This window comes from Nocardioides sp. Z50_6, assembly GCF_058215755.1.
On record NZ_JBZAJB010000004.1, the window covers coordinates 35,402 to 57,110 of the forward strand.

Consider the following 21,709-nt stretch of genomic DNA (forward strand, 5'->3'; position numbering starts at 1 on the left):
TGACGTCAACGTCAAGAGGTTTGATGTCAGCGATGACAGCACCTCGGTTGTTGCTCGAGAAAAGGAACAGCCGCAACCGCGCGGGGCGGTTGCGGCTGTTCGGGGCCGGGGTCCGGCTCAGAGGTCGAAGAGCGAGCTCGATCCGTGGATGTCGACGTCCGTCTTCGGCTGGTGGGCCTCGCCGTTGGACGGCTGCGGCTCCTGCTCCGGGGCGGGTGCCTCGGTCGGCTCCTCGACCGGCTCCGGGGTCTGCTCCGCGACCGTGTCAGCCGTCGTGTCGTCGGACGACGCGGCGGCGGTGGCCGCCTGGCTCAGGGCTGCCCCGTCCGGCGCCGGGGGCGCCGTCGTGGCCTCGGGCTCCGGCTGTGCCTCGGCCTCGGTCCTGACCTCGGGCTCGGGTGCCTTCGGCGTCGCGCTGGCGGCGGGCACCGGCGCGACGATGTCGAAGAGCGAGCCGCCCTCGGGGATCGACTGCGTCGGTGCCGGCGCTGCCTTGGGCGTCTCCTTCGGCTCCGCCTTGGCCTTGGGCTCTGCCTCGGCCTTCGGCTCCGGCTTGGCCTCGGGCTCCGGCTCGGCCTTCGGCTCCGGCTCGGCCTTGGGCTTGGGCTCGGCCGTGGCGGTGGGCTCGGGGGCGGCGATGTCGAAGAGCGAGCCGCCCTGGGGGATCGACTGCGTCGGGGTGGCCGCGGCAGGCGCTGCCTTCGGTGCCTCGGCCTTCGGCTCCGCCTCGGTCTTCGGCTCCGCCTCGGTCTTCGGCTCCGCCTCGGCGGGTGCCTCGGCCTTCGGCTCCGCCTTGGCGGGTGCCTCGGCAGGGGCGGCCAGGTCGAAGAGCGACCCGCCAGAACCCAGGTCGGCGGCGGGCTTCTCAGGGGCGGCCTTCGCCTCCGCCTTCGGCTCCGGCTTCTTCTCGGCCTTCGCCTCGGCGGGCGCCGGGGTCTCGGAGCCGAGGTCGAAGAGCGAACCGCCGCCGAGGTCGGACGCGGCCTCGGGCTTGGTGTCGGCCTTGGTCTCGGTCTTCTGATCGGCCGGGGCCGGGGTGTCGAAGAGCGAGCCGCCGGACTCCTGCTTGGCGGCGGGCTCGGCCGGGGTGTCGAAGAGCGAGCCGCCGGACTCCTGCTTGGCGGTGGGCTCCGACGCCGGGGTGTCGAAGAGCGACGAGCCGCCGCTGGCCTTCGCGTTGGGGCCGACGTCCGCGGTCTCGGTGACGGTCTCCTCGGTCTGGGTGACGTCCCCGACCTCGGGCTCGTCCTTGGTTGCGACGTCGTCGGTCGCCGGGCCGGCCTTGGCGCTGGCGCCCACAGCGGCGGCCTTCTTCGACGAGCCGGGGGCGGCCTTGGTCGCCTGCTCGCCCTTGACCGAGGCCAGCAGCATCTGCGCGACGTCGAGGACCTCGACCTCCTCGCGGGCGTTGCCCTTGGCCTGCTCCGAGGTGAGGCCGTCGGCCAGCATCACCCGGCAGAAGGGACAGCCGACCGCGATCTGGTCGGCCCCGGTGGAGACGGCCTCCTGGGTGCGGTTGACGTTGATCCGCTCGCCGAGGTTCTCCTCCATCCACATCCGGGCGCCGCCGGCGCCGCAGCAGAAGGACCGCTCGTTGCTCCGCTCCATCTCGACGTACTCGGCGCCGGGCAGGATCTGCAGCAGCTCGCGCGGCGGCTCGTAGACCTTGTTGTGACGCCCGAGGTAGCAGGGGTCGTGGTAGGTGATGGAGCGCTTCGCGGCGCCCGCCCCGTCCTTGACCGGGGTCAGCTTGCCGTCGCGCACCAGGCGGTTGAGCAGCTGCGTGTGGTGGACGACCTCGAGCTCGACGCCGAAGTCCTTGTACTCGTTCTTGAGCGTGTTGAAGCAGTGGGCGCAGGTCGAGACGACCTTCTTGACCTTGTACTCCTTGAAGGTCTCCGCGTTCTGCTGCGCGAGCCCCTGGAAGACGAACTCGTTGCCGGCCCGCCGGGCCGGGTCGCCCGAGCAGGTCTCTCCGTTGCCCAGCACGCCGAAGCTCACCCCGGCGATGTCGAGCAGCTCGGCGACCGCGCGGGTGGTCTTCTTGGCGCGGTCCTCGTAGGCGCCGGCGCAGCCGACCCAGAACAGCCAGTCGACCTCGTCGAGGGACTCGATCGTCTCGCCCACGACCTTGACGTCGAAGGGCAGGTCCTTGGCCCAGTCCATGCGCGCGTTGGGCGACATGTTCCAGGGGTTGCCCTTGTTCTCCAGGCCCTTGAAGAGCTGGTTGAGCTCGGAGGGGAAGTTGGACTCCACCAGCAGCTGGTAGCGCCGCATGTCCATGATGTGGTCGACGTGCTCGATGTCGACGGGGCACTGCTGCACGCAGGCGCCGCACGAGGTGCACGACCAGAGCACGTCCTCGTCGATGACGAAGTCGCCGTCGGCGGGGTTGTAGAAGTAGTCCAGGACGTCGGTCCCGGCGCCGGCGCTCTCGCCCTTCGAGCCGCTGCCGACCAGGGCCCGCTCGGCGTGCGACTCCGTGCCCTCGACCTTGGCGTAGGCGTGGTCGCGCAGGCCCATGACCAGCAGCTTGGGGGAGAGGGGCTTCTCGGTGTTCCAGGCGGGGCACTGCGACTGGCAGCGACCGCACTCGGTGCAGGTGGTGAAGTCGAGGATGCCCTTCCAGGAGAAGTCCTCGAGCTTGCCCACCCCGAGGACGGAGTCCTCGTCGAGGTCGTCGATGTCGTCGAGGGTGATCGCCTTGCCGTTGGACATCAGCGGCTTCATCGCGCCGAGCGCCGTGCTGCCGTCGTCCTCGCGCTTGAACCAGATGTTGAACCAGGTGGTGAAGCGGTGCCAGGCCACGCCCATCGTGATGTTGCGGGCGATCACCATCAGCCAGACCATCGCCAGCGCGATCTTGAACATCGCGATGAAGAAGATGATGTTGTGGATCGTGGCCAGGTTCTCGGTCGGGTAGAGGACGTCGCCCATCCACGAGGTGATCGGGTAGTGCGCGCGACCGGCCTCCTCGTCGAGCTTCCACTCGGCGGCCCGGACGAAGAGGATCGCGGAGCCCTCGAAGAGCGCCAGGAACTCCACGAAGTACGCCTGCCACATGGTCGAGCCGAAGAAGCGGCTCTTGCGGCCCTCGGTCCGCGGGTGGTGCTTCTGGCGGTAGACGATCAGCCAGGCGATGCCGACGGTGCTCAGCAGGCCGATCAGCTCGCTGAACCACTCGTAGGGGTACCAGTGACCGATGAGCGGCCAGGCGAAGTCCGGCTTGAAGAGCTGGAAGTACGCCGCCAGCACCGCGGTGGACAGGAAGAGGAATGCCGCGAAGACGAACCAGTGCATGATGCCGATCCACGTCCACTGCAGCATGCGCGTGTGGAGGAACGTCTCCTTGAGCATGGTGACCGTGCGGCCGACGGGGTTGCCGCTGCGGCCCGGCGCGGGCTGGCCGGTGCGGATGACGCCGAGCATCTTCCTGATCGCGGGGACCAGCATGGCGATGGCCGCGGCGGTCAGGGCGAACGAGACGACGATCGCGATGGTCTGCAACATGGAAGGATGGCTCCTCGTGGGTGTCAGCACGCGCTGTCCTACGACGACGCGTCAGGGCGGAGCCTATGTCGTGGCCGTGCACGAGTCAGCACTGTCCCGTCCATAAAGTCTACCGCTCAGTAACTTGGCAGGAGGGTCAGCGGTGTACTTCGACAACCAGCCGTGCCGGGTGTGCGGCGCCGAGGTCAGGCTGCGTGAGCATCGCTCCCGCCACGAGAAGGACCCCGACGGCACCATCGACGACCGGGTCTGCACCAATGCGACGTGCGCGACCAACACCTCCGAGGACGGGGCGCCCCAGCCCTGACCCCGCCCGGTCGTTGATGACCGGGGGTCGGGCGTGGGAGGGTCGGACACTGACGAGCACGCCCACACCCACGGTCGAGGGAGATCCATGTCCGAGCAGTACCCGTCCGATCCGGACGCGCAGCAGCCCGACCCGCAGTACCCCCAGTACCCCCAGTACCCCGGGTACCCGGCGGGCGAGGCGCCAGGTCAGACGGCCGCCCCGCAGCAGCCGAGCAGCCTCGCCACCGCGGTGAAGCTGATGTACGCCGGCGCCGCGCTGAGCCTGCTCTCGCTGATCCTCGGGGTGGCCACCCTCGGCGGCCTCAAGGAGGACATCGAGGAGTCCGTGCGGGAGACCGATCCCAACGCCACCCAGAGCACGATCGACGCGGCCTACGCCGGCGCGCTCATCTTCGTCTTCCTGGTGGGCATGGTCGCCGTGGTGCTCTGGGCCTGGATGGCCTGGAAGAACGGGCAGGGCCGCTCCTGGGCCCGGATCGTCGCCACCGTGCTGGGGGTGCTCAACGTGCTCCTGACCCTGCTCAGCTTCACCCAGCCGGGCACCACAGGGATCGGCCTCGTCTTCAACCTGATCTCGGTCGTGCTGGCGGTCGCCATCCTGTTCCTGCTGTGGAAGCCCGAGTCGAGCCGCTACTACGAGGCGGTCGCCCGTAGCCGGATGCTGCACTGATCTCGCTGGTCCCCTCCCCTTCGTGGGCTCCGAGGCGGACGAGGAGCTGATCGTGGGGGGGGCACGCGCCGAGCAGGAGTCCGGCTGCGAGCGCTGAGGCCGGGCCGGCCGTCCGGCTAGCGGAGGATGCGGACGAAGACGTCGTCCATCCGGCCGCGGAACTGGTCGGGGTCGCTGGTGCCGACGGCCTTGCCGCCGATCCAGACCGGCGCCGCGTTGGCGAGGTTGCCCGTCTCGACCGCGACCTGGGCCGCCACGGCGCCGTCGACCAGCAGGGCCACCACGCTGCCCTCGCGCTGGCAGGCCAGTGCGTGCCAGGCGCCGTCGGCCACCGAGGCCGCCGCCAGCACGGTGGCGCGCCCGGCCGAGCCGTTGACCACGCAGCTGGGTACGCCGTCGTCGACCTGCAGCTTGTACTGGCCGCCGACCTCGTCGTACCAGCCCTTCTGCACCACGTTCATGGAGCCGGCCGCCTGGTTGGCGGTGAGCCGCACCGACGCGCCGAAGACGAAGGTGTTCTGGCGAGGGTCGAGCGAGTTGCGGTCGGGGACCTCGATGATGGCGCGGCCGCAGCTCAGGCACGGGAAGCGCATGGCCCGCCCCGTCACTCCCTTGGCGCGCTTGATCCGGGCGCTGCCGTCGGTGACCGCTGTGCCGGAGGCCCGACGAGGGCTGCCGAGGACGGGGTCGCCGTGGCCCAGCGCTGGCCCCTTGTCGAAGGAGAACGACAGCCGGGTGCCGTCGGCGGGCGGCGCGGCGGCGGCGGGCAGCGCGGCGGCGGCGGGCAGCGCGGCGGCGCCCAGGAGGGCGGTGGTCGACACCAGGACGCCGAGCAGGGCGAGGGCGCGGGAGGTCATGGTGCTCATGATGGCCCAGGTCGCGGGGCGTCTCGCGCTGGTCCAGTCAGGTCGGTCACCCCTGAGCGGGGCCGCCGGTGCCGTGCGTCACGGTGCGAGCGCCGGAGGGGATCCTCGCGGCGGTGGAGATCGTGGTCGCCGTCCAGCTCCGCCAGGTCAGCGCTGGGCCCGGCCGAGGAGGCGCCGGACCAGAGGAGCGGGCAGCAGCCGCGCCGCCCGGTCGACCAGCGTCGCCACGCCGCTGAGCGAAGGCAGCGTGGAGCCGAGCGGCTGTCCTGGCAGGGCGTCGAGGGTGATCATCCCGATTGATGCCGCGGCCAGGGCGTCGGTGAGCGAGTCGACGTCGAGGGAGTCCTCGAGCCCCCGGGCCAGGAGGATCCGGCGGACCGTCTCGGAGAGCGCGGTCCGCCACTTCTGCAGCAGCTCCCCGAGGAGTCGCGCCATCGTCTCGTCGGTGTGCGAGGCGGCGATCACGTGGGAGAGGAGTGAGGCGGTGCCGTCCGCCCGGCTGTTCTCGGCGAGCCGCACCCCGACGCCGTGCAGGTCGGCGAAGGTGGTCGCCTGCGCGAGCTCGGCGACGTACCCGGCGACCATCCGGGCGGTGGCCTCCTCGAAGGCCTCGCGCAGCAGCCCGTCGAGGCCGTCGAAGTGGTAGAAGACGAGCGCCTGGTTGACCCCTGCCTCCGCGGCGACGGCCCTGGCGGTCACCGCACGGACCCCCTCCCGGGAGACCAGCCGGACGGCGGCGTCCATCAGCTTGCGCCGGGTCTGTGCGCTGCTCACGCCGTGCTCCTCTGCTCCTGGGTCGAAGGCGCCTCACGGGGCCCCAGTCCGCAGGCGTCGGCGGCGGTCTGCACCACCCAGGTCGCCCCGGGGAGCCGGATCAGCCACCCGAGCCAGGCGCGGCCGAGGCCGGCGTGCTCCAGGGCCCGGGCGAAGGCGGCCACCCCGCGGTCGACCGTACCGGGTCCGACCCACCGCATCCGGGTCAGGCGGATCCCGGCCTCCTCTGCGGCTCGCACGGTGAGGCCGTGCGGCTCCATGGCGACGATCGCCTCCCCGGTGCTCCGGCAGATCCCGCACTCCCGGCTCACCCACAGGTCGCAGCCGACGGGCACGTAGGGGGTGCGTCGGGGCAGCCAGGCGCGCACCGTGCGGCGGTAGTCGGCGTACCCGGGCCAGTCGCGCATCGTCGCCGCCTCGTGGCGGCCGGCGACCGTCACCGAGAAGGTGCCGGCGCAGAGCGCGGCGAGGAGCAGGTGCGGCGAACCGGCGGCGAGGGAGAGCAGCAGCAGGATCCCGGTGACGCCCAGCTGCATGGGGTTGGCCACGTAGGCGTAGGGGCCGGTGGTGACCAGCCTCTCCGGCGGGTCCCACGGGTATGGCGTGCCACGGCCGACGCGGGCCAGCTCGGCGACTGCGGCAAGCACCGGGACGCCGAGCAGCACCGCAGTGGCCAGCAGGGCGGTGCGGACCGGGAGCGGGTGGGCCACCACGGCCTCCCAGCTGCCGCCGTCGCGCCGGAAGGCGAGGGTGGGCACGAGCCAGAGGCAGGCGCCGGTGACGGTGAGTCCCTGGAGCGTCACCCGGAGCCAGAGATGGGAGCGCTGCTGCATGGTGCGGCCCAGCACCAGCGCCGGGGCCAGCACTGAGGTGAGGAGGAGCAGCTCGCCGACCCACCAGTGGGGTCCCAGGACGACCAGCGGCTCCAGCCGTGGCATCACCAGCACGTCCACCCAGGCCAGGGCGCCCCACCAGAGCAGCAGCCGGCCGCCGGCGAGCACGGGCAGCGCACCCCAGGCCAGCGCCCACCCGAGGCTGGTCTCCAGGGGCATCCCCAGCAGGTCCGTCGGGCCCGCGGCGAACGTCCACAGCCCCGTGGCCTGCTCGACCGCGAGGATCCCCACCCAGGCGAGCAGCGCGGCCAGGGCGGCGTACGGGACGTCGTGGCGTCGCCTTCGCAGCACCCCTGCGCGGCGCAGCGCCACCACGAGCCCCAGCCCCGCCAGCGGGACCACGAGCGTCAGGTTGCGCAGCACGTCCGTGCCGGGGTCGGGGGCCACGACTCAGTCCAGCGCGTTGAGGAACGCCTGGGCGCCGGCGCCCATGAAGAGGTCGGTGATCTGGCCGAACCAGAAGCTGGGGTCGAGCTTGCGCGTGTAGTCCACCTGCAGCGTGGCGTGGCACCCGTCGCCGGCCTGCCCCCAGGCCAGCGAGCCGGTCCGCAGGGTGACCCAGCGGGTGGTGCGGGCGGTGTCCTCGGTGACGTCGAAGGAGAGTCGGCCGCGCTCGCCGGTGGTGACCTCGCTGGCCGTCACCCGGGTGGCGATCGTGCCGGCTGGCATCGTGAGCTCCCAGGTGTCACCCACCGCCAGGCCGCCGCCGTCGGCGGCGACGGGGGTGGGGTACTGCGCGAGCCGGAGCAGCAGGCCCCGGTCGTCGTCGGGGTCGATCCGGGGGCCCCGGGCCAGCGCCGACTCGAACTCCGCGCAGGTCGGCGCCACCGTGGCGGTGGCCGACGAGCTCTGGTCGGGGTTGACCCGCAGGCCCGGGACGACTCCCTCGAGCGCGAGCACGGCGAGCAGCGGCAGCACGCCGAGGTGCTTGGTGAAGGCGCCCCGGGCCGCGGAGACCACTCCGAAGACCAGGAAGACCACGCCGTAGACCAGAGGTGCGGCGATCAGCACGCAGAGCGCTCCCTCGTGAAGCAGTGCCGAGGCCAGCAGCAGCAGGACGGTGGTGATCTGGAAGGCGGTGGCGGCGCCGCTGCGGCTGGTGTCGATCCACCCGACGGCGAGGGCCAGGGCGCACGGGATACCGACGAAGAGCAGCGCCGAGTCGAGGCGTCCGGTGGCCGCGGAGATGACCACCCCGAGGACGGCGAAGACGAGGACGAGCGCGAGCATGCCTGCCCGCGCCGCCCCGCCGGTACGCGGAGGCGGGTCCGGCGGCCCGGGTTCCGGGGCGGGGAACGGCTCCATCGGGGGGATCTCCGACATGGTTTGAGCATATGCTCAAAACATCCGTCAGGGCCAGGGCCAGGGCCGCGGGCTGGGCCGGTCTGGACCACTCGTTGAGATCTGTGGTGCCCGTCACGTACTTTGCAGCGGTCGACGTGACAGTCGTCACCGTGCTGTCACATCACCGGATTCGTACGCCTCTCGGAAGGTCCCTGTCTTGTCACGCCTCTGCGCCACCGTGGTGCTCACCCTCATCGGCTCGCTGGCCACCGTCCTGGCCGGCACCACGACGGCGCAGGCCGCCGTGCCGACCCGCCCCTACGACCACTACGTCGCCCTGGGCGACTCCTTCACGGCCGGGCCGCTGATCCCGCCGACGACCCTGGTCCCCTGCGCCCGCTCCACCAACAACTACCCGCGGATCCTGGCCGACCGGCTCGGCCTGGAGCTCACCGACGTCTCCTGCTCCTCGGCGCGCACCGAGCACATGGCCGCGCCCCAGGAGGGGATCCTGGGCACCGCCCCGCCCCAGTTCGACGCGCTGCGCCCCGACACCGACCTGGTGACGCTGGGCATCGGCGGCAACGACGGCGGCCTCTTCGGCACCCTGATCGACCGTTGCCCGGAGGTCGCGCCCAGCGACCCGGACGGCTCGCCGTGCCGCGACGAGTTCACCCAGGGCGGGGTCGACCTGATGGCCGCCAAGATCGTGCAGACCAAGAAGGACGTCCTCGGCGTCCTCGACGGGATCCGCGAGCGCTCGCCCCACGCCACCGTCGCCGTGGTCGGCTATCTGCGCCTGATGCCCGAGAGCGGCTCCTGCACCAACGGGGCGGTCCCGATGACCAGCCAGGACATGCTCTGGGCCGACGGGCTCCAGCGTCAGCTCAACGCCGCCCTCGCCGAGGCCGCCGCCGAGCGCGGTGTCCACTACGTCGACACCTTCGGGCCCTCGCGGGGTCACGACGCCTGCGCCGGCGAGGACGCCTGGGTGCAGGGTCGCTGGATCGACGTGCTCAAGGCGATGGAGTACCACCCCTTCGCCTCGGGGATGGAGGCCAGCGCCCGGCTCGTCTACGACACCCTGATGGGTGAGGACCTCGCCCGCGGCAGGACTGTGCTGGCGTCGGGCACCGAGCACGGCTACGCCCCGTCGTACGCCGTCGACCAGGACACCTCGACCCGGTGGGCCAGTGGCGAGTGGGCCGACGGGGCCTGGCTGCAGGTCGACCTCGGCGAATCGCGCTGGGTCGACCGGCTGGTCCTCAACTGGGAGAAGGCCTACGCCAAGGCCTACCGGATCGACGTCTCCGACGACGGCGTCACGTGGCGCACCGTCTGGTCGACGATCAACGGCGACGGGGGCCACGACACCGCGTCGTTCCACCCGACCTCCGCGCGCTACGTACGGATGGTGGCTGAGCAGCGAGCCACCGGCTACGGCGTCTCGCTCTTCGACCTCGAGGTCTACGGCCCCGACCAGCCGCCCGCCGGCCCCGGACCGGACGACGCCCAGCCCGCGAGCCAGGAGCCTGTGGCGACCGAGCCCTCGACCCAGGAGCCTTCATCGGTGACGCCCCAGACCCCGATCGTGGGACCGACCGAGCCCCTGCGCGTCCGCGTCACCGTGCTGGGCAGCCCGCGGCCGGACCGGGTGAAGGTGCGCATCGCCGGGGCCGGCACGCGCGTGGTCCCGATCGCCGGGGTGACCCAGCCGCCGGCCGCCTGTCGTCCGGCCGCCCGCAAGGCGGTCCGCAAGAAGCTGGCCCGAGGCACCGAGGCGGTCCTGGTGCGCGACCCCCGCGCGAAGGCGGCCTCCGCCGCCAGCTACGTCATGGTCGGCGGCAAGGACCTCGGTCGCCAGCTGGTGCGCCAGGGGAGCCTGCGGGTGGCCAAGGGGGCCTTCTCCCGCAAGGCGTCCTACCGGAAGGCGCAGCGGAGCGCGCGCACCCACCAGCGCGGCTCCTGGGGTGACTGCCGCTGAGGCGGCGCACACACGGGGGTCACCGGCGGTGACCCCCGTGTGGGGGGCTCAGGAGCGGTGCGAGCCGGGGGCTTCGTCGCGCCGGCCGTCCTGGTAGCCCTCCTCGTAGGAGTCGGGCGGGGACTGGGTCGCCGCGTCCGGCCCCGGGGTCGGGTCGGTGCCCTCGCTCGTCGCGGCGGCCGAGGTGGTTCCCGTGGTCGAGGAGCTCGAGGTGGTCGTCGCCGTGCCGTCCGGGTCGAGGCGGTCGGCCTCGCGGAGCCGGTCCTCGTGGTGGGCCGCCTGCTGCTGGTAGCCGACCTGCGCCTCCTGGGCGCGTTCCTCGGCGCGCTCCGCCTCGAGGCGGAGCTTCTCGGCCTTGACGGCCTCTTCCTTGGCGCGCAGCTCGGCGTCGGGGAGCGCCGCGGCATGGCGGTCGGCCTCATTGCGCAGCTCGGCGGCCCGCTGGGCCCGCTCGGCCTGGTCCCGCTCCTGCTTCTTCTTGTTGAGGAGCCAGGCGGCGAGGGCGACCAGCGCCAGCACGACCACGACGGCGACGACGAGCCAGACGATCTCTTCAGTGTTCATGACCGGTCAGTACCCACGGCGAGTCGAGCACATGTGGGCGGCCACTCGGCCCCGCACCGGCGCACGAGAAGACCCGAGGCCCCCACGGCGTGCGCGGGGGCCTCGGGTCATCACTCCGTGCGAGGCACGGTCACAAGTGGGTCCTGCTACCAGACCCGTCGGGCGTTGCCGCCGATCGGGACGAAGTTCAAGATCAGGCCGACGACCAGGAGAATGGCGCCGATCGTGGTCAGGATGCTGATGTTGGCAACGAGGCCGACGATGAGCAGAATCAGGCCGAGAACGACCATTTCTGTTCCTCCTTGGTTAAGAGCGTCCGGGTTACGGCCGCAGGTGACGTGGTTGTACCCGGGGGTACGGATCCCAAACCCTTCGACTTTCACCCAATTTCTTCGCCGGCCTCTCCAGCCCGCTGACCTGCCATCTTGAATACCTACCTTTAGGTAACTGCTGGGTGACCCCGTTGACGTGGGCCCGAGACGGTGTCAACTTCGTCACAGGAGCTCGTCAGGAGAAGCGCCGGCATCTGGGAGGTCGTCGGCGCTGCTTGGGAGAAGCCACTGACGCAGGCTCCTGGCCCTTTGGGAGGAGGGCCGAGAAGGAGACGGACACCGGGCGATCCTCTCGGGTTGGTTCTTGGTTCGTCTCACGTGGCGCGGGCCGGGTCCCCCGCACGGCCCGCGCCACCTTCACCACCACCCGCTACCGAGAATCGGGTATATCCGCCCATCGCTTCGGCGTACCGGCATCGTCCGGGTTGACGCTCGCAGCGCATCGCTGCGAGCCTCCGGCCCGGGAGGGAGCAAGATGTTCGTCTGCAGCACCGCACGCGCCCGGCTCCGCACGCTCGTGCCGGCGCTGACGGGTCTCCTCATCGGCCTCGCGCTGGCGGGGGCCGCGCCCGCCGCCCACGCGGAGAGCGGCGAGGAGCCCCGCATCGTGGTCCAGTCGGCCCGGCTCGTCGGTGCGAGCTCGTTCGAGACCTGGTTCGGGGCCGCGCCCACCCCGCTCCTCGAGCTGGTGCTCTACAACAACGGGCAGACCGAGACCGCGCCCTCGCTCGACCTTGTCTGGCGGCACGGGAGCGGCCGGGCGACGCCCGTCGACGCGCCCGCGCTGGCCCCCCTCGCCCCCGGCACCCGCGTCACGGTCGAGCTGCCGGTGGAGTTCGCGGGGTTCGCGCACGGCGAGCACATCGTCTCCGGGGTGGTCCGGGACGGCGAACGCGAGAGTCCGGTCGAGGCCTCGGTCCGGCTGATCCCGTGGGGCCTCTACGGGTTCCCGGTGGTCCTGCTGCTCGCGGGGTCGGCCCTGTGGACCCGCTGGGCGATGACCCGGATGGACGACGACGACACGGCCGACGAGGATCCCGCTTCGCCGGCGTCGCTGTCCACGGTGCCCGGCCGTCCCGCGCCGGGACCGGCTCCGCTCGTCTCCTCGGCCGAGGTGGAGGCCCGCGCCCTGGCCGCCATCGAGCGCTTCGCCGACACCAGGGAGCAGGCGGCCGCCCGTCGTGGTGCCGAGGCCGGGCAGGACGACGCGGACCTCGCCGTGCCGAAGCAGCGGGCCCCCGCCGGTGGGCGGCGGGCCGCCCGGGCCAGCAAGGGCACCCCCTGGCTGACCCGGCGCTGACCCTCGTCAGGCCTGGAGGGCCTGGACCGCCTCGTGGATGCTCAGCGTGCGGCGGGCCGACTCGACGTGGAGGTTCTCCACCATCCGGCCGTTGTAGGTGACGACGCCGGAGCCCTTGCCGTCCTCCCAGGCCTGGATCAGCCCGCGCGCGTCCTCGACCGCCTGCTCGGAGGGGGCGAACGCCGCGTTGGCGCCCTCCACCTGGCCGGGGTGGATCAGCGTCTTGCCGTCGAAGCCCATCTGCCGGCCCTGCTCGCACTCGGCGAGGAAGCCGTCGGTGTCCTTGACGTTGTTGTAGACCCCGTCGATCACCGCGATGCCGGCGGCTCGGCCGGCCAGCAGGGCGGTGTGCAGGCTCGGCAGGATCGGGGCCCGGCCGGGCACGTGCTCGGCGTAGAGCTCCTTGACCAGGTCGTTGGTGCCGAGCACGAAGGCGGTCAGCCGCTCCGAGGCCCGGGCGATGGAGAGGCAGTCGAGGATCGCGACGGGGGTCTCGATCATCGCCCACAGCTTGGTGTGCGCCGGGGCGCCGGCCGCCTCCATCGCGGCGACGAGCTGCTCGACCTCGGCGGCACTGTTGACCTTGGGCACCACGATCGCGGCGGGGCCGGCCTTGCTGGCCGCGGCGATGTCGGCGTCGTGCCACTCGGTGCCGATCCCGTTGACCCGGATGGTCACGGTGCGACGGCCGTACTCGCCGGAGGCGACCGCGGCGCAGGCAGCGTCGCGGGCGGCGGTCTTGGCGTCGGGGGCGACGGCGTCCTCGAGGTCGAGGATCAGGCCGTCGCACGGGATGCTCTTGGCCTTCTCCAGCGCCCGCTCGTTGGAGCTGGGCATGTAGAGGACGGACCTCAGGGGGGTGAACTCGCTCATGCCGGCACTCCTTCGACCTCGATGGCGTCGTACTGGGCCTTCAGCTCCGGGTCGATGGCCGCGAGATCCTCGGCGAGCCGCACCATCACCTGGCACTGCTTGACGGAGGCGTCGTCCTCCATCTTGCCGTCGATCATCACCGCGCCGGTGCCGTCGCCCATGGCCGCGATCACCCGGCGGGCGTGGGCGACGTCCTCCACGCTGGGGGAGAAGACCCGGTTGGCGATCTTGATCTGCACCGGGTGCAGGCTCCACGCGCCGACGCAGCCGAGCAGGAAGGCGTTGCGGAACTGGTCCTCGCAGGCGACCGTGTCCTTGATGTCGCCGAACGGCCCGTAGTAGGGGTAGATGCCGTGCATCGCGCACGCGTCGACCATCCGGGCGATCGTGTAGTGCCACAGGTCCTGCTGGTAGATCGTCCGGTCCGCGTCGTACTGCGTCTCGCCGGTGTCGTTCTTCGGGGCGTCCGCCCGGACCAGGTAGCCCGGGTGCCCGCCGCCGACGCGGGTGGTCTTCATCCGCCGGTCGGCCGCCAGGTCGGCCGGACCGAGCGAGAGGCCCTGCATCCGCGGGGAGGCGGCGCAGATCTCCTCGATGTTGGCCACGCCGCGCGCGGTCTCCAGGATCGCGTGGATCAGGATCGGCTTCTTGATGCCGGCCTTGGCCTCGAGCTGCGCGAGCAGCCGGTCGACGTAGTGGATGTCCTCGGCGCCCTGCACCTTCGGCACCATGATGACGTCGAGCTTGTCGCCGATGGCCGGGACGAGCGTGGTCAGGTCGTCCAGCACCCAGGGGCTGTCCAGGGAGTTGATCCGGGTCCAGAACTGGGTCGGGCCGAAGTCGACCGACTGGCCGATCTTGACCAGTCCCTCGCGGGAGACCTCCTTGTTCTCGGCCTTGACGGCGTCCTCCAGGTTGCCCAGGAGCACGTCGACCTTGCCGACCATGTCGGGGACCTTGGCCGCCATCTTGGGGTTGCCCGGGTCGAAGAAGTGGATGGCGCGGCTGGGCCGGGCCGGGATCTCGCGCACCGGCGCGGGGGCGCCGACGGCGAGGGGGGCGAAGAAGTCCTTGGCTGAGCGCATGAGGCGGAAGATAACAGCGAGTGCCCGGCCCGGGGCCGGGACCTCGCACGGTGGACCGCCCGGCTCACTCCCGGCGCCGGTGGGCCGCCACCCGAGCCGGACGCCGCTCGCGCCACCGCTCCACCTCCGTCTCGACGTCGCGCTGCCGGGTGATCACCGGGCGCAGCGCGGCGTTGAACTCCCCACCTCGCGGCGGACGGTACCGCCGCAGCGGTTGAGCGCCGCCTCAGTAGAATCACCCCACGCGCCGCGGCGCGCACGCCAACGAGCCACCCACCACCCGACGGGCGACCCTGTTGCTGATCCTGATCGCCGGACTCTTCGGTCTCTCGTTGGTGAGCCCTCCCATGGTCCTGGCGTGGGGCCGTCGTGCGTTCGCGCCGATCGCGGCGGTGGTGCTGGCCGGCACGGCCTGGATGGCCACCCTGGGTCCGGACGTGCTCGACGGCAGTCACCGGGCCGAGAGCTGGAGCTGGGTGCCGAGCATCGGGATGGAGATGTCGTTCTCGCTGGGCGCGCTCCAGTGGGTGCTCGCGATGGTGGTGCTGGGCATCGGCGCCGTGGTGCTGGCCTACTGCACCTGGTACTTCCACGACGACAGTGCGGGCGTGCCCCGCTTCGCCGGCGTGCTGACCGCCTTCGTCGCGGCGATGCTCGGCCTGGTCCTCTCCGACGACCTGCTGCTCACCTACGTCTTCTGGGAACTGACCACGGTCTTCTCCTTCCTGCTCATCGGCCACGACCCGACGCGCCGCAGCAGCCGGCAGGCGGCCATCCAGGCGCTGCTGGTGACCACGCTCGGCGGCCTGGCGATGCTGGTGGGCGCGATCATGCTCGGCAACGCCGCGGGCACCTACCAGATCAGCGCCATCCTGGCCGACCCGCCGGCCGGGACGGCGGTCACCGTCGCGGTCCACCTGCTGCTGGTCGGGGCGATCAGCAAGTCGGCGCTGGTGCCCTTCCACTTCTGGCTCCCCGCCGCGATGGCCGCCCCCACACCGGTCTCGGCCTACCTGCACGCCGCCTCCATGGTGAAGGCCGGCGTCTTCCTGGTGGCGCTGCTCGCCCCGGCCTTCGCCGACGTGCCCGGGTGGCGCTCGGTGCTGATCGTCCTGGGTCTGGCCACCATGCTGCTCGGCGGGATCAGGGCGCTGGTCCAGCACGACCTCAAGCTGCTGCTGGCCTTCGGCACGGTCAGCCAGCTCGGCTTCATGATCCTGGTGCTGGGCGTCGGCACCCGCAGCGCGACGCTGGCCGGCCTGGCGCTGCTGCTGGCCCACGCCCTCTTCAAGGCCTGCCTCTTCCTGGTGGTCGGCCTAGTCGACCGCACCACCGGCACCCGCGACCTGCGCCGCCTCACCGGTCTCGCCCGGCGGATGCCGGTGGTGGCGGTCGCCGCCACCGTGGCGGCCGCCTCGATGGCCGGGGTGCCGCCGCTGCTGGGATACGTGGCCAAGGAGAGCGTCTTCGTCGCCCTGGTCGACGTCGCGGAGAAGGGCGACGGCACCGGGGTGCCGCCCGCGGTGGGCTGGCTCGTCCTGGCCGGCGTGGTGCTGGGCTCGGTGCTCACCGTCGCCTACTCGGCCCGCTTCGTGTGGGGCGCCTTCGGCAACCGCGAGGTCGCCGAGGAGCCCGCCGTGCGGGCCGTCCCCTGGGGCTTCGCCGCCGGGCCCGTGCTGCTGGCGGCGCTCACCCTGGTCCTGGGCTTCGCCGGCCGGCCGCTCACCGAGCTGCTCGGGCTGCAGGCCGACCTGTTCCCGCCCGGCGCGCACACCGCCGAGCTCTCGCTGTGGCACGGGGTCGGGCTCCCGCTGGGCGCCACCGCAGTCGCCCTGCTCCTCGGCGGCCTCCTCTTCGCGGCCCGCGGGGCGGTGCTGCGCTGGCAGCTCTCCTTCACCCACCAGCTCTCCTTCGAGCGTGCCTACCGGTGGACCATGCGCTCGGTCGACCGGACGGCGGTGGAGGTCACCGGTGTGGTCCAGCGGGGCTCGGCCGCCGCCTACCTGGCGTTGATCCTGCTCGTCGTGGTGCTGGTCCCGGGGTCCACGCTGCTGCAGACCACCGACGTGATCCACGTGACCGCCTGGCAGACACCGGCTCAGGCGGGGATCGGCGTGGTGATCGCCGTCGCGGCCGTGATGGCGACCCGCGCCCGGCGCCGGCTCCGGGCGGTGCTGCTGGCCGGGGCGACGGGCTACGGCACCGCGCTCTTCTTCATCCTCCAGGGAGCGCCCGACCTGGCGCTGACCCAGGTGCTGGTCGAGACCGTCACGGTCGTGGTCGCCGTCCTGGCGCTGCGCCGCCTCCCGGAGTACTTCACCGACCGCCCGCTGACCCGCCGCCGCTACCTGCGGATGGCGCTGGGCCTCGGGGTGGCGGTCTCGGTCGCCGGGTTCCTGCTGGTCGGGGCCTCGTCCCGGACCGCCGAGCCGGTCTCGTCGGTCCTGCCCGAGCTGGCCGTCGACTACGGCGGTGGCCACAACATCGTCAACGTCATCCTGGTCGACGTCCGGGCCTGGGACACCCTCGGCGAGATCGCCGTGCTGGTGGCCGCCGCGACCGGCGTGGCCAGCCTGGTCTTCCTCGACACCCGGGGGACCGGCATCCGCCGGGTGCACGAGATCCCCTACCCCGCGGGCGTCCGCAAGGAGCCCAAGGTCGCCGGCAAGCGCGCCTGGCTCCCCGCCCCGCGCACCCTCGCGCCGGAGAACCGCTCGATCATCTTCGAGGTCATCACCCGGCTGGTCTTCCACACCATCCTGATGATCTCGATCTACCTCCTGCTGGCCGGCCACAACGATCCCGGCGGTGGGTTCGCGGCCGGGATGGTGACCGGGCTGGCGCTGGTGCTGCGCTACCTCGCCGGTGGCCGCTACGAGCTCGACGAGGCCGCCCCGGTCGACGCCGGCAAGCTGATCGGCGGGGGCCTGGCGGTGGCCGCGGTGGCCGCCATCGTGCCGCTGGCCTTCGGTGCCGCGGTGCTGCAGACCGCGATCGTGGACCTCACGGTCCCGCTGCTCGGCAAGATCCACCTGGTCACCTCGGTCTTCTTCGACATCGGGGTCTACCTCGTCGTGGTCGGGCTGGTCCTTGACCTGCTGCGCGCCCTCGGCTCCCAGATCGACCGGCACGTGATCCGCGACCTGCGAGCGGCCGAGGCCGCGGAGAGCGAGGGCCGATGAACGACGTCAACCTGACCCTGGTGCTGACCTCCTCGGCGCTGATCGGCTGCGGGGTCTACCTGCTGCTCGAGCGGAGCCTGTCGCGGGTCCTGGTCGGTCTGATGATGATGGGCAACGGCGTCAGCCTGGCCTTCCTGGTCTCCGGGGGGCCCGGCGGGGCCGCCCCGATCGTGGTCGAGGGGTCCGAGGAGACGATCTCGGACCCGCTTCCCCAGGCCCTGGTGCTGACCGCCATCGTGATCACCCTGGCCACCGTCTCCTTCGTGCTGGCCATGGCCTACCGGAGCTGGCAGCTGACCGGCCACGACGACGTCCAGGACGACGTCGAGGACGCCATGATCCGGCGGCTCGCGGCCTCCGACGTCACCTCGCAGGCCTACTCGGCGGCGAGCGACGACCCCGACGAGGTCGACCAGTCCAGCGACTTCGCAGAAGGAGAGCTCGTGGACGAGCCGGAGCCCGGCCTCGGCGCCGAGGGCGACGTGGCCGTCGTGGCCCGGCGCGAGGAGGAGGACGGGGTGGGTCACTCATGAGCCTCCTGGTCCCGCTGCCGGTCCTGCTGCCCCTCCTCGGAGCCGGCATCAGCCTGGTGATGACCCACAAGCCCCGGCTCCAGCGCTGGCTCAGCCTGGTCGTGCTGGTGGCCAACGCCGTGATCGCCGCGGTGCTCCTGGTCGAGGCCGACCAGTCCGGCCCGCAGGTGATGTGGGTGGGGCAGTGGCCCGAGACGGTGGGCATCGTGCTGGTCGCCGACCGGCTGGCCGCGCTGATGGTGCTGGTCAGCTCCCTGGTGACCCTGGCCGTCCTCGGCTACTCGATCGGCCAGGGCATGGTCGAGGACGAGGAGTCCGCGCCGCTGTCGATCTACCACCCGACGTTCCTGGTGCTGGTCGCCGGCGTGGCCAACGCCTTCCTGGCCGGCGACCTCTTCAACCTCTTCGTCAGCTTCGAGATGCTGCTCTTCGCCAGCTACGTGCTGCTGACGCTCGGCGGCACCGGCCCCCGGATCCGGGCCGGCACCATCTACGTCCTGGTGGCGCTGCTCTCCTCGTCGCTGTTCCTGATCTCGATCGCCGCGACCTACGCCGCCACCGGCACCCTGACCATGGCCCACCTGGCCGAGCGGGTCGCCGAGCTGCCGCCGCACGTCTCGCTGATGCTCCAGCTGCTGCTGCTGACCACCTTCGCCATCAAGGCGGCGATCTTCCCGCTGTCGTTCTGGTTGCCCGACAGCTATCCCACCGCGCCGGCACCCGTCACGGCCGTCTTCGCCGGCCTCCTGACCAAGGTCGGCATCTACGCCATCCTGCGCATGCAGATGCTGATCTTCCCGCACAGCCCGCTGACCGACATGCTGCTCTGGGTGGCCCTGCTGACCCTGGTCGTCGGCATCCTCGGCGCCATCGCGCAGTCCGACGTCAAGCGCATGCTCTCCTTCACCCTGGTCAGCCACATCGGCTACCTGGTGCTCGGCATCGCGGTGGCGGGGGTCGCCGGGGCGTCGGCGACGATGTTCTACGTCGTCCACCACATCACGGTGCAGACGGCGCTGTTCCTCGTCATCGGCCTGGTCGAACGCCGCGCCGGCAGCACCTCCCTGGTGCGCATCGGCGGCCTCGCCCGGATCGCGCCGCTGCTCGGGGTGCTCTTCTTCATCCCGGCGATGAACCTGGCCGGCATCCCGCCGTTCTCCGGCTTCATCGGCAAGGTCGGGCTGCTCCAGGCCGCCCAGGACCTCGGCACCCCGCTGGCCTGGACGCTGATCGTCGCGGGCGTGGCCACCAGCCTGCTCACCCTGTACGCCGTGGCCAAGACCTGGGCGGTCGCCTTCTGGCGCACGCCGCTGGAGGCCCACGAGGCGCTCGCCGACATCGAGGACGTCGGCGCCGACCCGCTGCCGGGCCACGACACCCGGCCCCGGGTCGAGCACCGCGGCCACGTGCACACCTCCGGTGGCGTGCTCAGCGCCCAGGTGCTCTCGGAGTCGCGACGGCTCGCCGACGACGACGAGCCCGAGCGGGACTTCTACCAGCTGATCGAGGCCGGTGAGGACAGCCGGACCACCCCGTCCAGCATGACCGCGCCGGCGGCCGCCCTGGTGGCGCTCTCGGTGCTGCTGACCGTGGTGGCCGGGCCGCTCTTCGAGTTCACCGACCGTGCCGCCCGCGACCTCGTCGAGCGGACGCCGTACCTCTCGGCGGTCCTCCCGGAGAGTGGCCGGTGAGCCCCCGCACGCGCGTGCGCCGCGACGGATCGGTGCGGCCGGCCCGCTACCGCCCGCTCCAGCCGTTCGCCCTGATCTGGCTGACGCTGGTCTGGCTGGCGCTGTGGGGCGACGTGTCGCCGCTGCTGGTCGTCTCCGGGCTGCTCGTGGCGGTGCTGGTCTGCCTCGCGTTCCCGCTGCCGCCGGTGCGGCTGGAGGCCAGGGTCCACCCGTTCCGCCTGCTCCTGCTGGCGCTGCGGTTCGTGGTCGACGTGGTCCGGGCCAGCATCGACGTCACCCTGGTGGTGCTGCGGCGCCGGCAGGTCCGCAACGCGGTGATCGCGGTCGACCTGCACAGCTCCTCCGACTTCGTGCTCACCGGCGTCGCGGCCATGCTGAGCCTGGTGCCGGGCTCCGTGGTGGTGGAGGCGCGACGCTCCACCCACACCCTCTACCTGCACGTGCTCGACGTGCCCGACCTCGAGGCCGTGGAGCGCTTCCGGCGCGAGGCCCTGGCGGTCGAGGCGCGCTTCCTGGCGGCCTTCGAGCCGATCACCGAGGAGGAGGCCCGATGACGGTCGTCCTCATGGTCGCCGCGGGGATCCTGGTGGTGGCCGCCGGCCTGCTGATCGTCCGGGTGACGGTCGGCCCCACCATCTTGGACCGCAGCATGGCGCTCGACGTGATGATGTCGGTGATGGTCTGCGGGATGGCGGTGTGGTCGGCGCAGCAGGAGAGCGTCGTGGCGCTGCCCGCGCTCCTGTGCCTGGCCGCCGTCGGCTTCGTCGGGTCGGTCGCGGTGGCCCGCTACGCCAGCGGCGTGGACGACGTGGAGGCCGAGAACGACCAGCAGGAGGAGGGTGGTCAGCCATGAGCCTCGAGACGGTGCTGGACGTCGCCTCCGCGGTCTGCCTGCTGGTGGGGGCCGGGTTCGCCCTGGTGGCCGCGATCGGCGTGGTCCGGCTGCCCGACCTGCTGAGCCGGATGCACGCCGCGACGAAGCCGCAGGTGATCGGCCTCTCCTTCGTGGTGCTCGGGCTGGCGCTGCGGCTGCGCGACCCGTCGGTGCTCGGGATGCTGGCCCTGGTGGTGATCCTGCAGATGGCCACCAGCGTGGTCTCCAGCCACATGGTGGGCCGGGCCTCGTTCCGGGCCGGTCAGGTGCGCGAGGACCTGCTCGTCGTCGACGAGCTCACCGAGAACCAGCACGACTGGGACGGCGGGCGCGGGGCGCCCTGAGGCGGGGATCCGCGCCTCACCAGTGGCCGCGGTGCACCACGTCGTCGAGCGGCCGGCGCCGCCGGCGGGTCGGGGAGCCGCCGGGCGGGGTCGTGGGGTCGGGGTGCCCGACGGTGATCGCCCCCAGCGGGGCGTGGTCGGCCGGCACCCCGAACTCCTCGCGGAACGCCGCCACCCGCTCCGGTGGGATGCCGAAGAAGCAGGCGCCCAGGCCCTCGTCGACCGCGGTCTGCAGGATCAGCAGCGAGGCCATCGCGGTGTCGGTGAACCACCACGGGACCGGCCAGCGCTCCTCGGCGCCGGGGTCCCACCCCTTGTCGGGCTCGGCGTAGCGCGCCACGTAGGCGTCGCGGCAGGCCAGCGGCACCAGCACCACCGGCGCGGTGCGCATCCCCTCCAGCCAGGCGCTGGTGGCGCCGGGGGCGGGCGAGGTGGCGCGCCAGAACCGCGCGACGTCCTCGGGGCGGTCCAGCCGCAGGAACGCCCAGCCCTGGGAGAAGCCGGCGCTGGGGGCCCGGACGGCGTGCGCGAGCATCCGGTCGACCTGCTCCGGGGCCACCGGGGCGTCGGCGTAGCGGCGGACCATGCGGCGACGGCGTACGACCTCGGAGAACTCCACCCCTCCATCCTCCCGGTCCGCG

20 protein-coding genes are annotated in these 21,709 nt (G+C 72.3%); 10 read left to right on the forward strand and 10 right to left on the reverse strand.

Translation table 11 applies throughout. The annotated features are described in order from the left end of the window. Positions 1-117: 117 nt before the first annotated feature. Positions 118-3,510, reverse strand: coding sequence for a (Fe-S)-binding protein (locus AC4BGE_RS11050; RefSeq protein ID WP_490575306.1), 3,393 nt, complete (start codon positions 3,508-3,510; stop codon positions 118-120). A gap of 142 nt (positions 3,511-3,652) precedes the next feature. Here AC4BGE_RS11050 and AC4BGE_RS11055 point away from each other — a divergent pair, with 142 nt between their 5' ends. Together AC4BGE_RS11055 and AC4BGE_RS11060 are read left to right on the forward strand one after the other, a co-directional pair. Continuing rightward, the gene (locus AC4BGE_RS11055; RefSeq protein WP_490570839.1) at positions 3,653-3,817 is read left to right on the forward strand and encodes a hypothetical protein; all 165 of its coding nucleotides are present in this window, start codon (positions 3,653-3,655) and stop codon (positions 3,815-3,817) included. A gap of 87 nt (positions 3,818-3,904) precedes the next feature. After that, positions 3,905-4,489, forward strand: coding sequence for a hypothetical protein (locus AC4BGE_RS11060; protein ID WP_490570838.1), 585 nt, complete (start codon positions 3,905-3,907; stop codon positions 4,487-4,489). A gap of 116 nt (positions 4,490-4,605) precedes the next feature. On the opposite strand, the gene AC4BGE_RS11065 is transcribed toward AC4BGE_RS11060, so the two are convergent. From AC4BGE_RS11065 to AC4BGE_RS11080, 4 genes are all read right to left on the reverse strand, one after another. Continuing rightward, complete coding sequence (locus tag AC4BGE_RS11065) at positions 4,606-5,346, reverse strand: LamG-like jellyroll fold domain-containing protein (RefSeq protein ID WP_490575307.1); 741 nt, start codon at positions 5,344-5,346, stop codon at positions 4,606-4,608. 156 nt (positions 5,347-5,502) lie between these two features. Then, complete coding sequence (locus tag AC4BGE_RS11070) at positions 5,503-6,129, reverse strand: TetR/AcrR family transcriptional regulator (RefSeq protein WP_490575308.1); 627 nt, start codon at positions 6,127-6,129, stop codon at positions 5,503-5,505. Further along, a complete protein-coding gene (locus tag AC4BGE_RS11075) occupies positions 6,126-7,409 on the reverse strand; it encodes a methyltransferase (protein ID WP_490575309.1) in 1,284 nt (427 codons plus the stop codon). The genes AC4BGE_RS11070 and AC4BGE_RS11075 overlap by 4 nt, the downstream gene beginning before the upstream one ends. Positions 7,410-7,412: 3 nt before the next feature. Continuing rightward, positions 7,413-8,345: a hypothetical protein gene (locus AC4BGE_RS11080; RefSeq protein ID WP_490575310.1), complete on the reverse strand. Its 933-nt coding sequence runs from the start codon at positions 8,343-8,345 to the stop codon at positions 7,413-7,415. Positions 8,346-8,523: 178 nt separating this feature from the next. Here AC4BGE_RS11080 and AC4BGE_RS11085 point away from each other — a divergent pair, with 178 nt between their 5' ends. Beyond that, the gene (locus AC4BGE_RS11085) at positions 8,524-10,290 is read left to right on the forward strand and encodes a GDSL-type esterase/lipase family protein (protein WP_490575311.1); all 1,767 of its coding nucleotides are present in this window, start codon (positions 8,524-8,526) and stop codon (positions 10,288-10,290) included. Between the two features lie 48 nt (positions 10,291-10,338). On the opposite strand, the gene AC4BGE_RS11090 is transcribed toward AC4BGE_RS11085, so the two are convergent. Both AC4BGE_RS11090 and AC4BGE_RS11095 read right to left on the reverse strand, forming a co-directional pair. Beyond that, on the reverse strand, positions 10,339-10,854 hold the full coding sequence (locus AC4BGE_RS11090) for a hypothetical protein (RefSeq protein WP_490575312.1): 516 nt from the start codon (positions 10,852-10,854) through the stop codon (positions 10,339-10,341). 146 nt (positions 10,855-11,000) lie between these two features. Next, positions 11,001-11,144, reverse strand: a complete 144-nt coding sequence (locus AC4BGE_RS11095; RefSeq protein WP_181309788.1) for a hypothetical protein — start codon at positions 11,142-11,144, stop codon at positions 11,001-11,003. A 517-nt stretch (positions 11,145-11,661) separates the two neighbouring features. On the opposite strand from AC4BGE_RS11095, the gene AC4BGE_RS11100 reads away from it, so the two are divergent. Then, entirely contained in the window at positions 11,662-12,486 is an 825-nt protein-coding gene (locus tag AC4BGE_RS11100) for a hypothetical protein (protein ID WP_490570831.1), read from the forward strand. A gap of 6 nt (positions 12,487-12,492) precedes the next feature. On the opposite strand, the gene AC4BGE_RS11105 is transcribed toward AC4BGE_RS11100, so the two are convergent. Next, a complete protein-coding gene (locus AC4BGE_RS11105) occupies positions 12,493-13,359 on the reverse strand; it encodes an HpcH/HpaI aldolase/citrate lyase family protein (RefSeq protein WP_490570830.1) in 867 nt (288 codons plus the stop codon). Continuing rightward, the gene (locus tag AC4BGE_RS11110; RefSeq protein WP_490575313.1) at positions 13,356-14,444 is read right to left on the reverse strand and encodes an HpcH/HpaI aldolase/citrate lyase family protein; all 1,089 of its coding nucleotides are present in this window, start codon (positions 14,442-14,444) and stop codon (positions 13,356-13,358) included. Before AC4BGE_RS11110 ends, AC4BGE_RS11105 begins: the two co-directional genes overlap by 4 nt. A gap of 296 nt (positions 14,445-14,740) precedes the next feature. Here AC4BGE_RS11110 and AC4BGE_RS11115 point away from each other — a divergent pair, with 296 nt between their 5' ends. The 6 genes from AC4BGE_RS11115 to mnhG are packed head-to-tail and all read left to right on the forward strand — an operon-like array spanning position 14,741 to position 21,068. Then, the gene (locus AC4BGE_RS11115) at positions 14,741-17,626 is read left to right on the forward strand and encodes a Na+/H+ antiporter subunit A (RefSeq protein WP_490575314.1); all 2,886 of its coding nucleotides are present in this window, start codon (positions 14,741-14,743) and stop codon (positions 17,624-17,626) included. Next, entirely contained in the window at positions 17,623-18,159 is a 537-nt protein-coding gene (locus tag AC4BGE_RS11120) for a Na(+)/H(+) antiporter subunit C (protein ID WP_490570827.1), read from the forward strand. Before AC4BGE_RS11115 ends, AC4BGE_RS11120 begins: the two co-directional genes overlap by 4 nt. Beyond that, positions 18,156-19,850, forward strand: a complete 1,695-nt coding sequence (locus AC4BGE_RS11125; protein ID WP_490575315.1) for a Na+/H+ antiporter subunit D — start codon at positions 18,156-18,158, stop codon at positions 19,848-19,850. Before AC4BGE_RS11120 ends, AC4BGE_RS11125 begins: the two co-directional genes overlap by 4 nt. Continuing rightward, positions 19,847-20,404, forward strand: a complete 558-nt coding sequence (locus tag AC4BGE_RS11130; RefSeq protein WP_490575316.1) for a Na+/H+ antiporter subunit E — start codon at positions 19,847-19,849, stop codon at positions 20,402-20,404. Before AC4BGE_RS11125 ends, AC4BGE_RS11130 begins: the two co-directional genes overlap by 4 nt. After that, positions 20,401-20,703 carry an MrpF/PhaF family protein gene (locus AC4BGE_RS11135; RefSeq protein ID WP_490570824.1) on the forward strand — a complete coding sequence of 101 codons (303 nt, stop codon included), beginning with the start codon at positions 20,401-20,403 and terminating at the stop codon, positions 20,701-20,703. Before AC4BGE_RS11130 ends, AC4BGE_RS11135 begins: the two co-directional genes overlap by 4 nt. Further along, positions 20,700-21,068 (forward strand): monovalent cation/H(+) antiporter subunit G, encoded by a 369-nt coding sequence (gene mnhG / locus AC4BGE_RS11140; protein ID WP_490570823.1) that lies wholly within the window; start codon positions 20,700-20,702, stop codon positions 21,066-21,068. Before AC4BGE_RS11135 ends, mnhG begins: the two co-directional genes overlap by 4 nt. Before the next feature lie 16 nt (positions 21,069-21,084). On the opposite strand, the gene AC4BGE_RS11145 is transcribed toward mnhG, so the two are convergent. Next, positions 21,085-21,687 carry a nitroreductase family protein gene (locus AC4BGE_RS11145; RefSeq protein ID WP_490575317.1) on the reverse strand — a complete coding sequence of 201 codons (603 nt, stop codon included), beginning with the start codon at positions 21,685-21,687 and terminating at the stop codon, positions 21,085-21,087. Positions 21,688-21,709: the final 22 nt, after the last annotated feature.

Bases quoted from the DNA above. Each gene is read 5' to 3' on its own strand.
- AC4BGE_RS11065 (WP_490575307.1), bottom strand. From the start codon at position 5,346: ATGACCTCCCGCGCCCTCGCCCTGCTCGGCGTCCTGGTGTCGACCACC.
- AC4BGE_RS11100 (WP_490570831.1), top strand. From the start codon at position 11,662: ATGTTCGTCTGCAGCACCGCACGCGCCCGGCTCCGCACGCTCGTGCCG.
- AC4BGE_RS11050 (WP_490575306.1), bottom strand. From the start codon at position 3,510: ATGTTGCAGACCATCGCGATCGTCGTCTCGTTCGCCCTGACCGCCGCG.
- AC4BGE_RS11060 (WP_490570838.1), top strand. From the start codon at position 3,905: ATGTCCGAGCAGTACCCGTCCGATCCGGACGCGCAGCAGCCCGACCCG.
- AC4BGE_RS11120 (WP_490570827.1), top strand. From the start codon at position 17,623: ATGAACGACGTCAACCTGACCCTGGTGCTGACCTCCTCGGCGCTGATC.
- mnhG (WP_490570823.1), top strand. From the start codon at position 20,700: ATGAGCCTCGAGACGGTGCTGGACGTCGCCTCCGCGGTCTGCCTGCTG.
- AC4BGE_RS11080 (WP_490575310.1), bottom strand. From the start codon at position 8,345: ATGTCGGAGATCCCCCCGATGGAGCCGTTCCCCGCCCCGGAACCCGGG.
- AC4BGE_RS11090 (WP_490575312.1), bottom strand. From the start codon at position 10,854: ATGAACACTGAAGAGATCGTCTGGCTCGTCGTCGCCGTCGTGGTCGTG.
- AC4BGE_RS11125 (WP_490575315.1), top strand. From the start codon at position 18,156: ATGAGCCTCCTGGTCCCGCTGCCGGTCCTGCTGCCCCTCCTCGGAGCC.
- AC4BGE_RS11110 (WP_490575313.1), bottom strand. From the start codon at position 14,444: ATGCGCTCAGCCAAGGACTTCTTCGCCCCCCTCGCCGTCGGCGCCCCC.
- AC4BGE_RS11135 (WP_490570824.1), top strand. From the start codon at position 20,401: ATGACGGTCGTCCTCATGGTCGCCGCGGGGATCCTGGTGGTGGCCGCC.
- AC4BGE_RS11095 (WP_181309788.1), bottom strand. From the start codon at position 11,144: ATGGTCGTTCTCGGCCTGATTCTGCTCATCGTCGGCCTCGTTGCCAAC.
- AC4BGE_RS11105 (WP_490570830.1), bottom strand. From the start codon at position 13,359: ATGAGCGAGTTCACCCCCCTGAGGTCCGTCCTCTACATGCCCAGCTCC.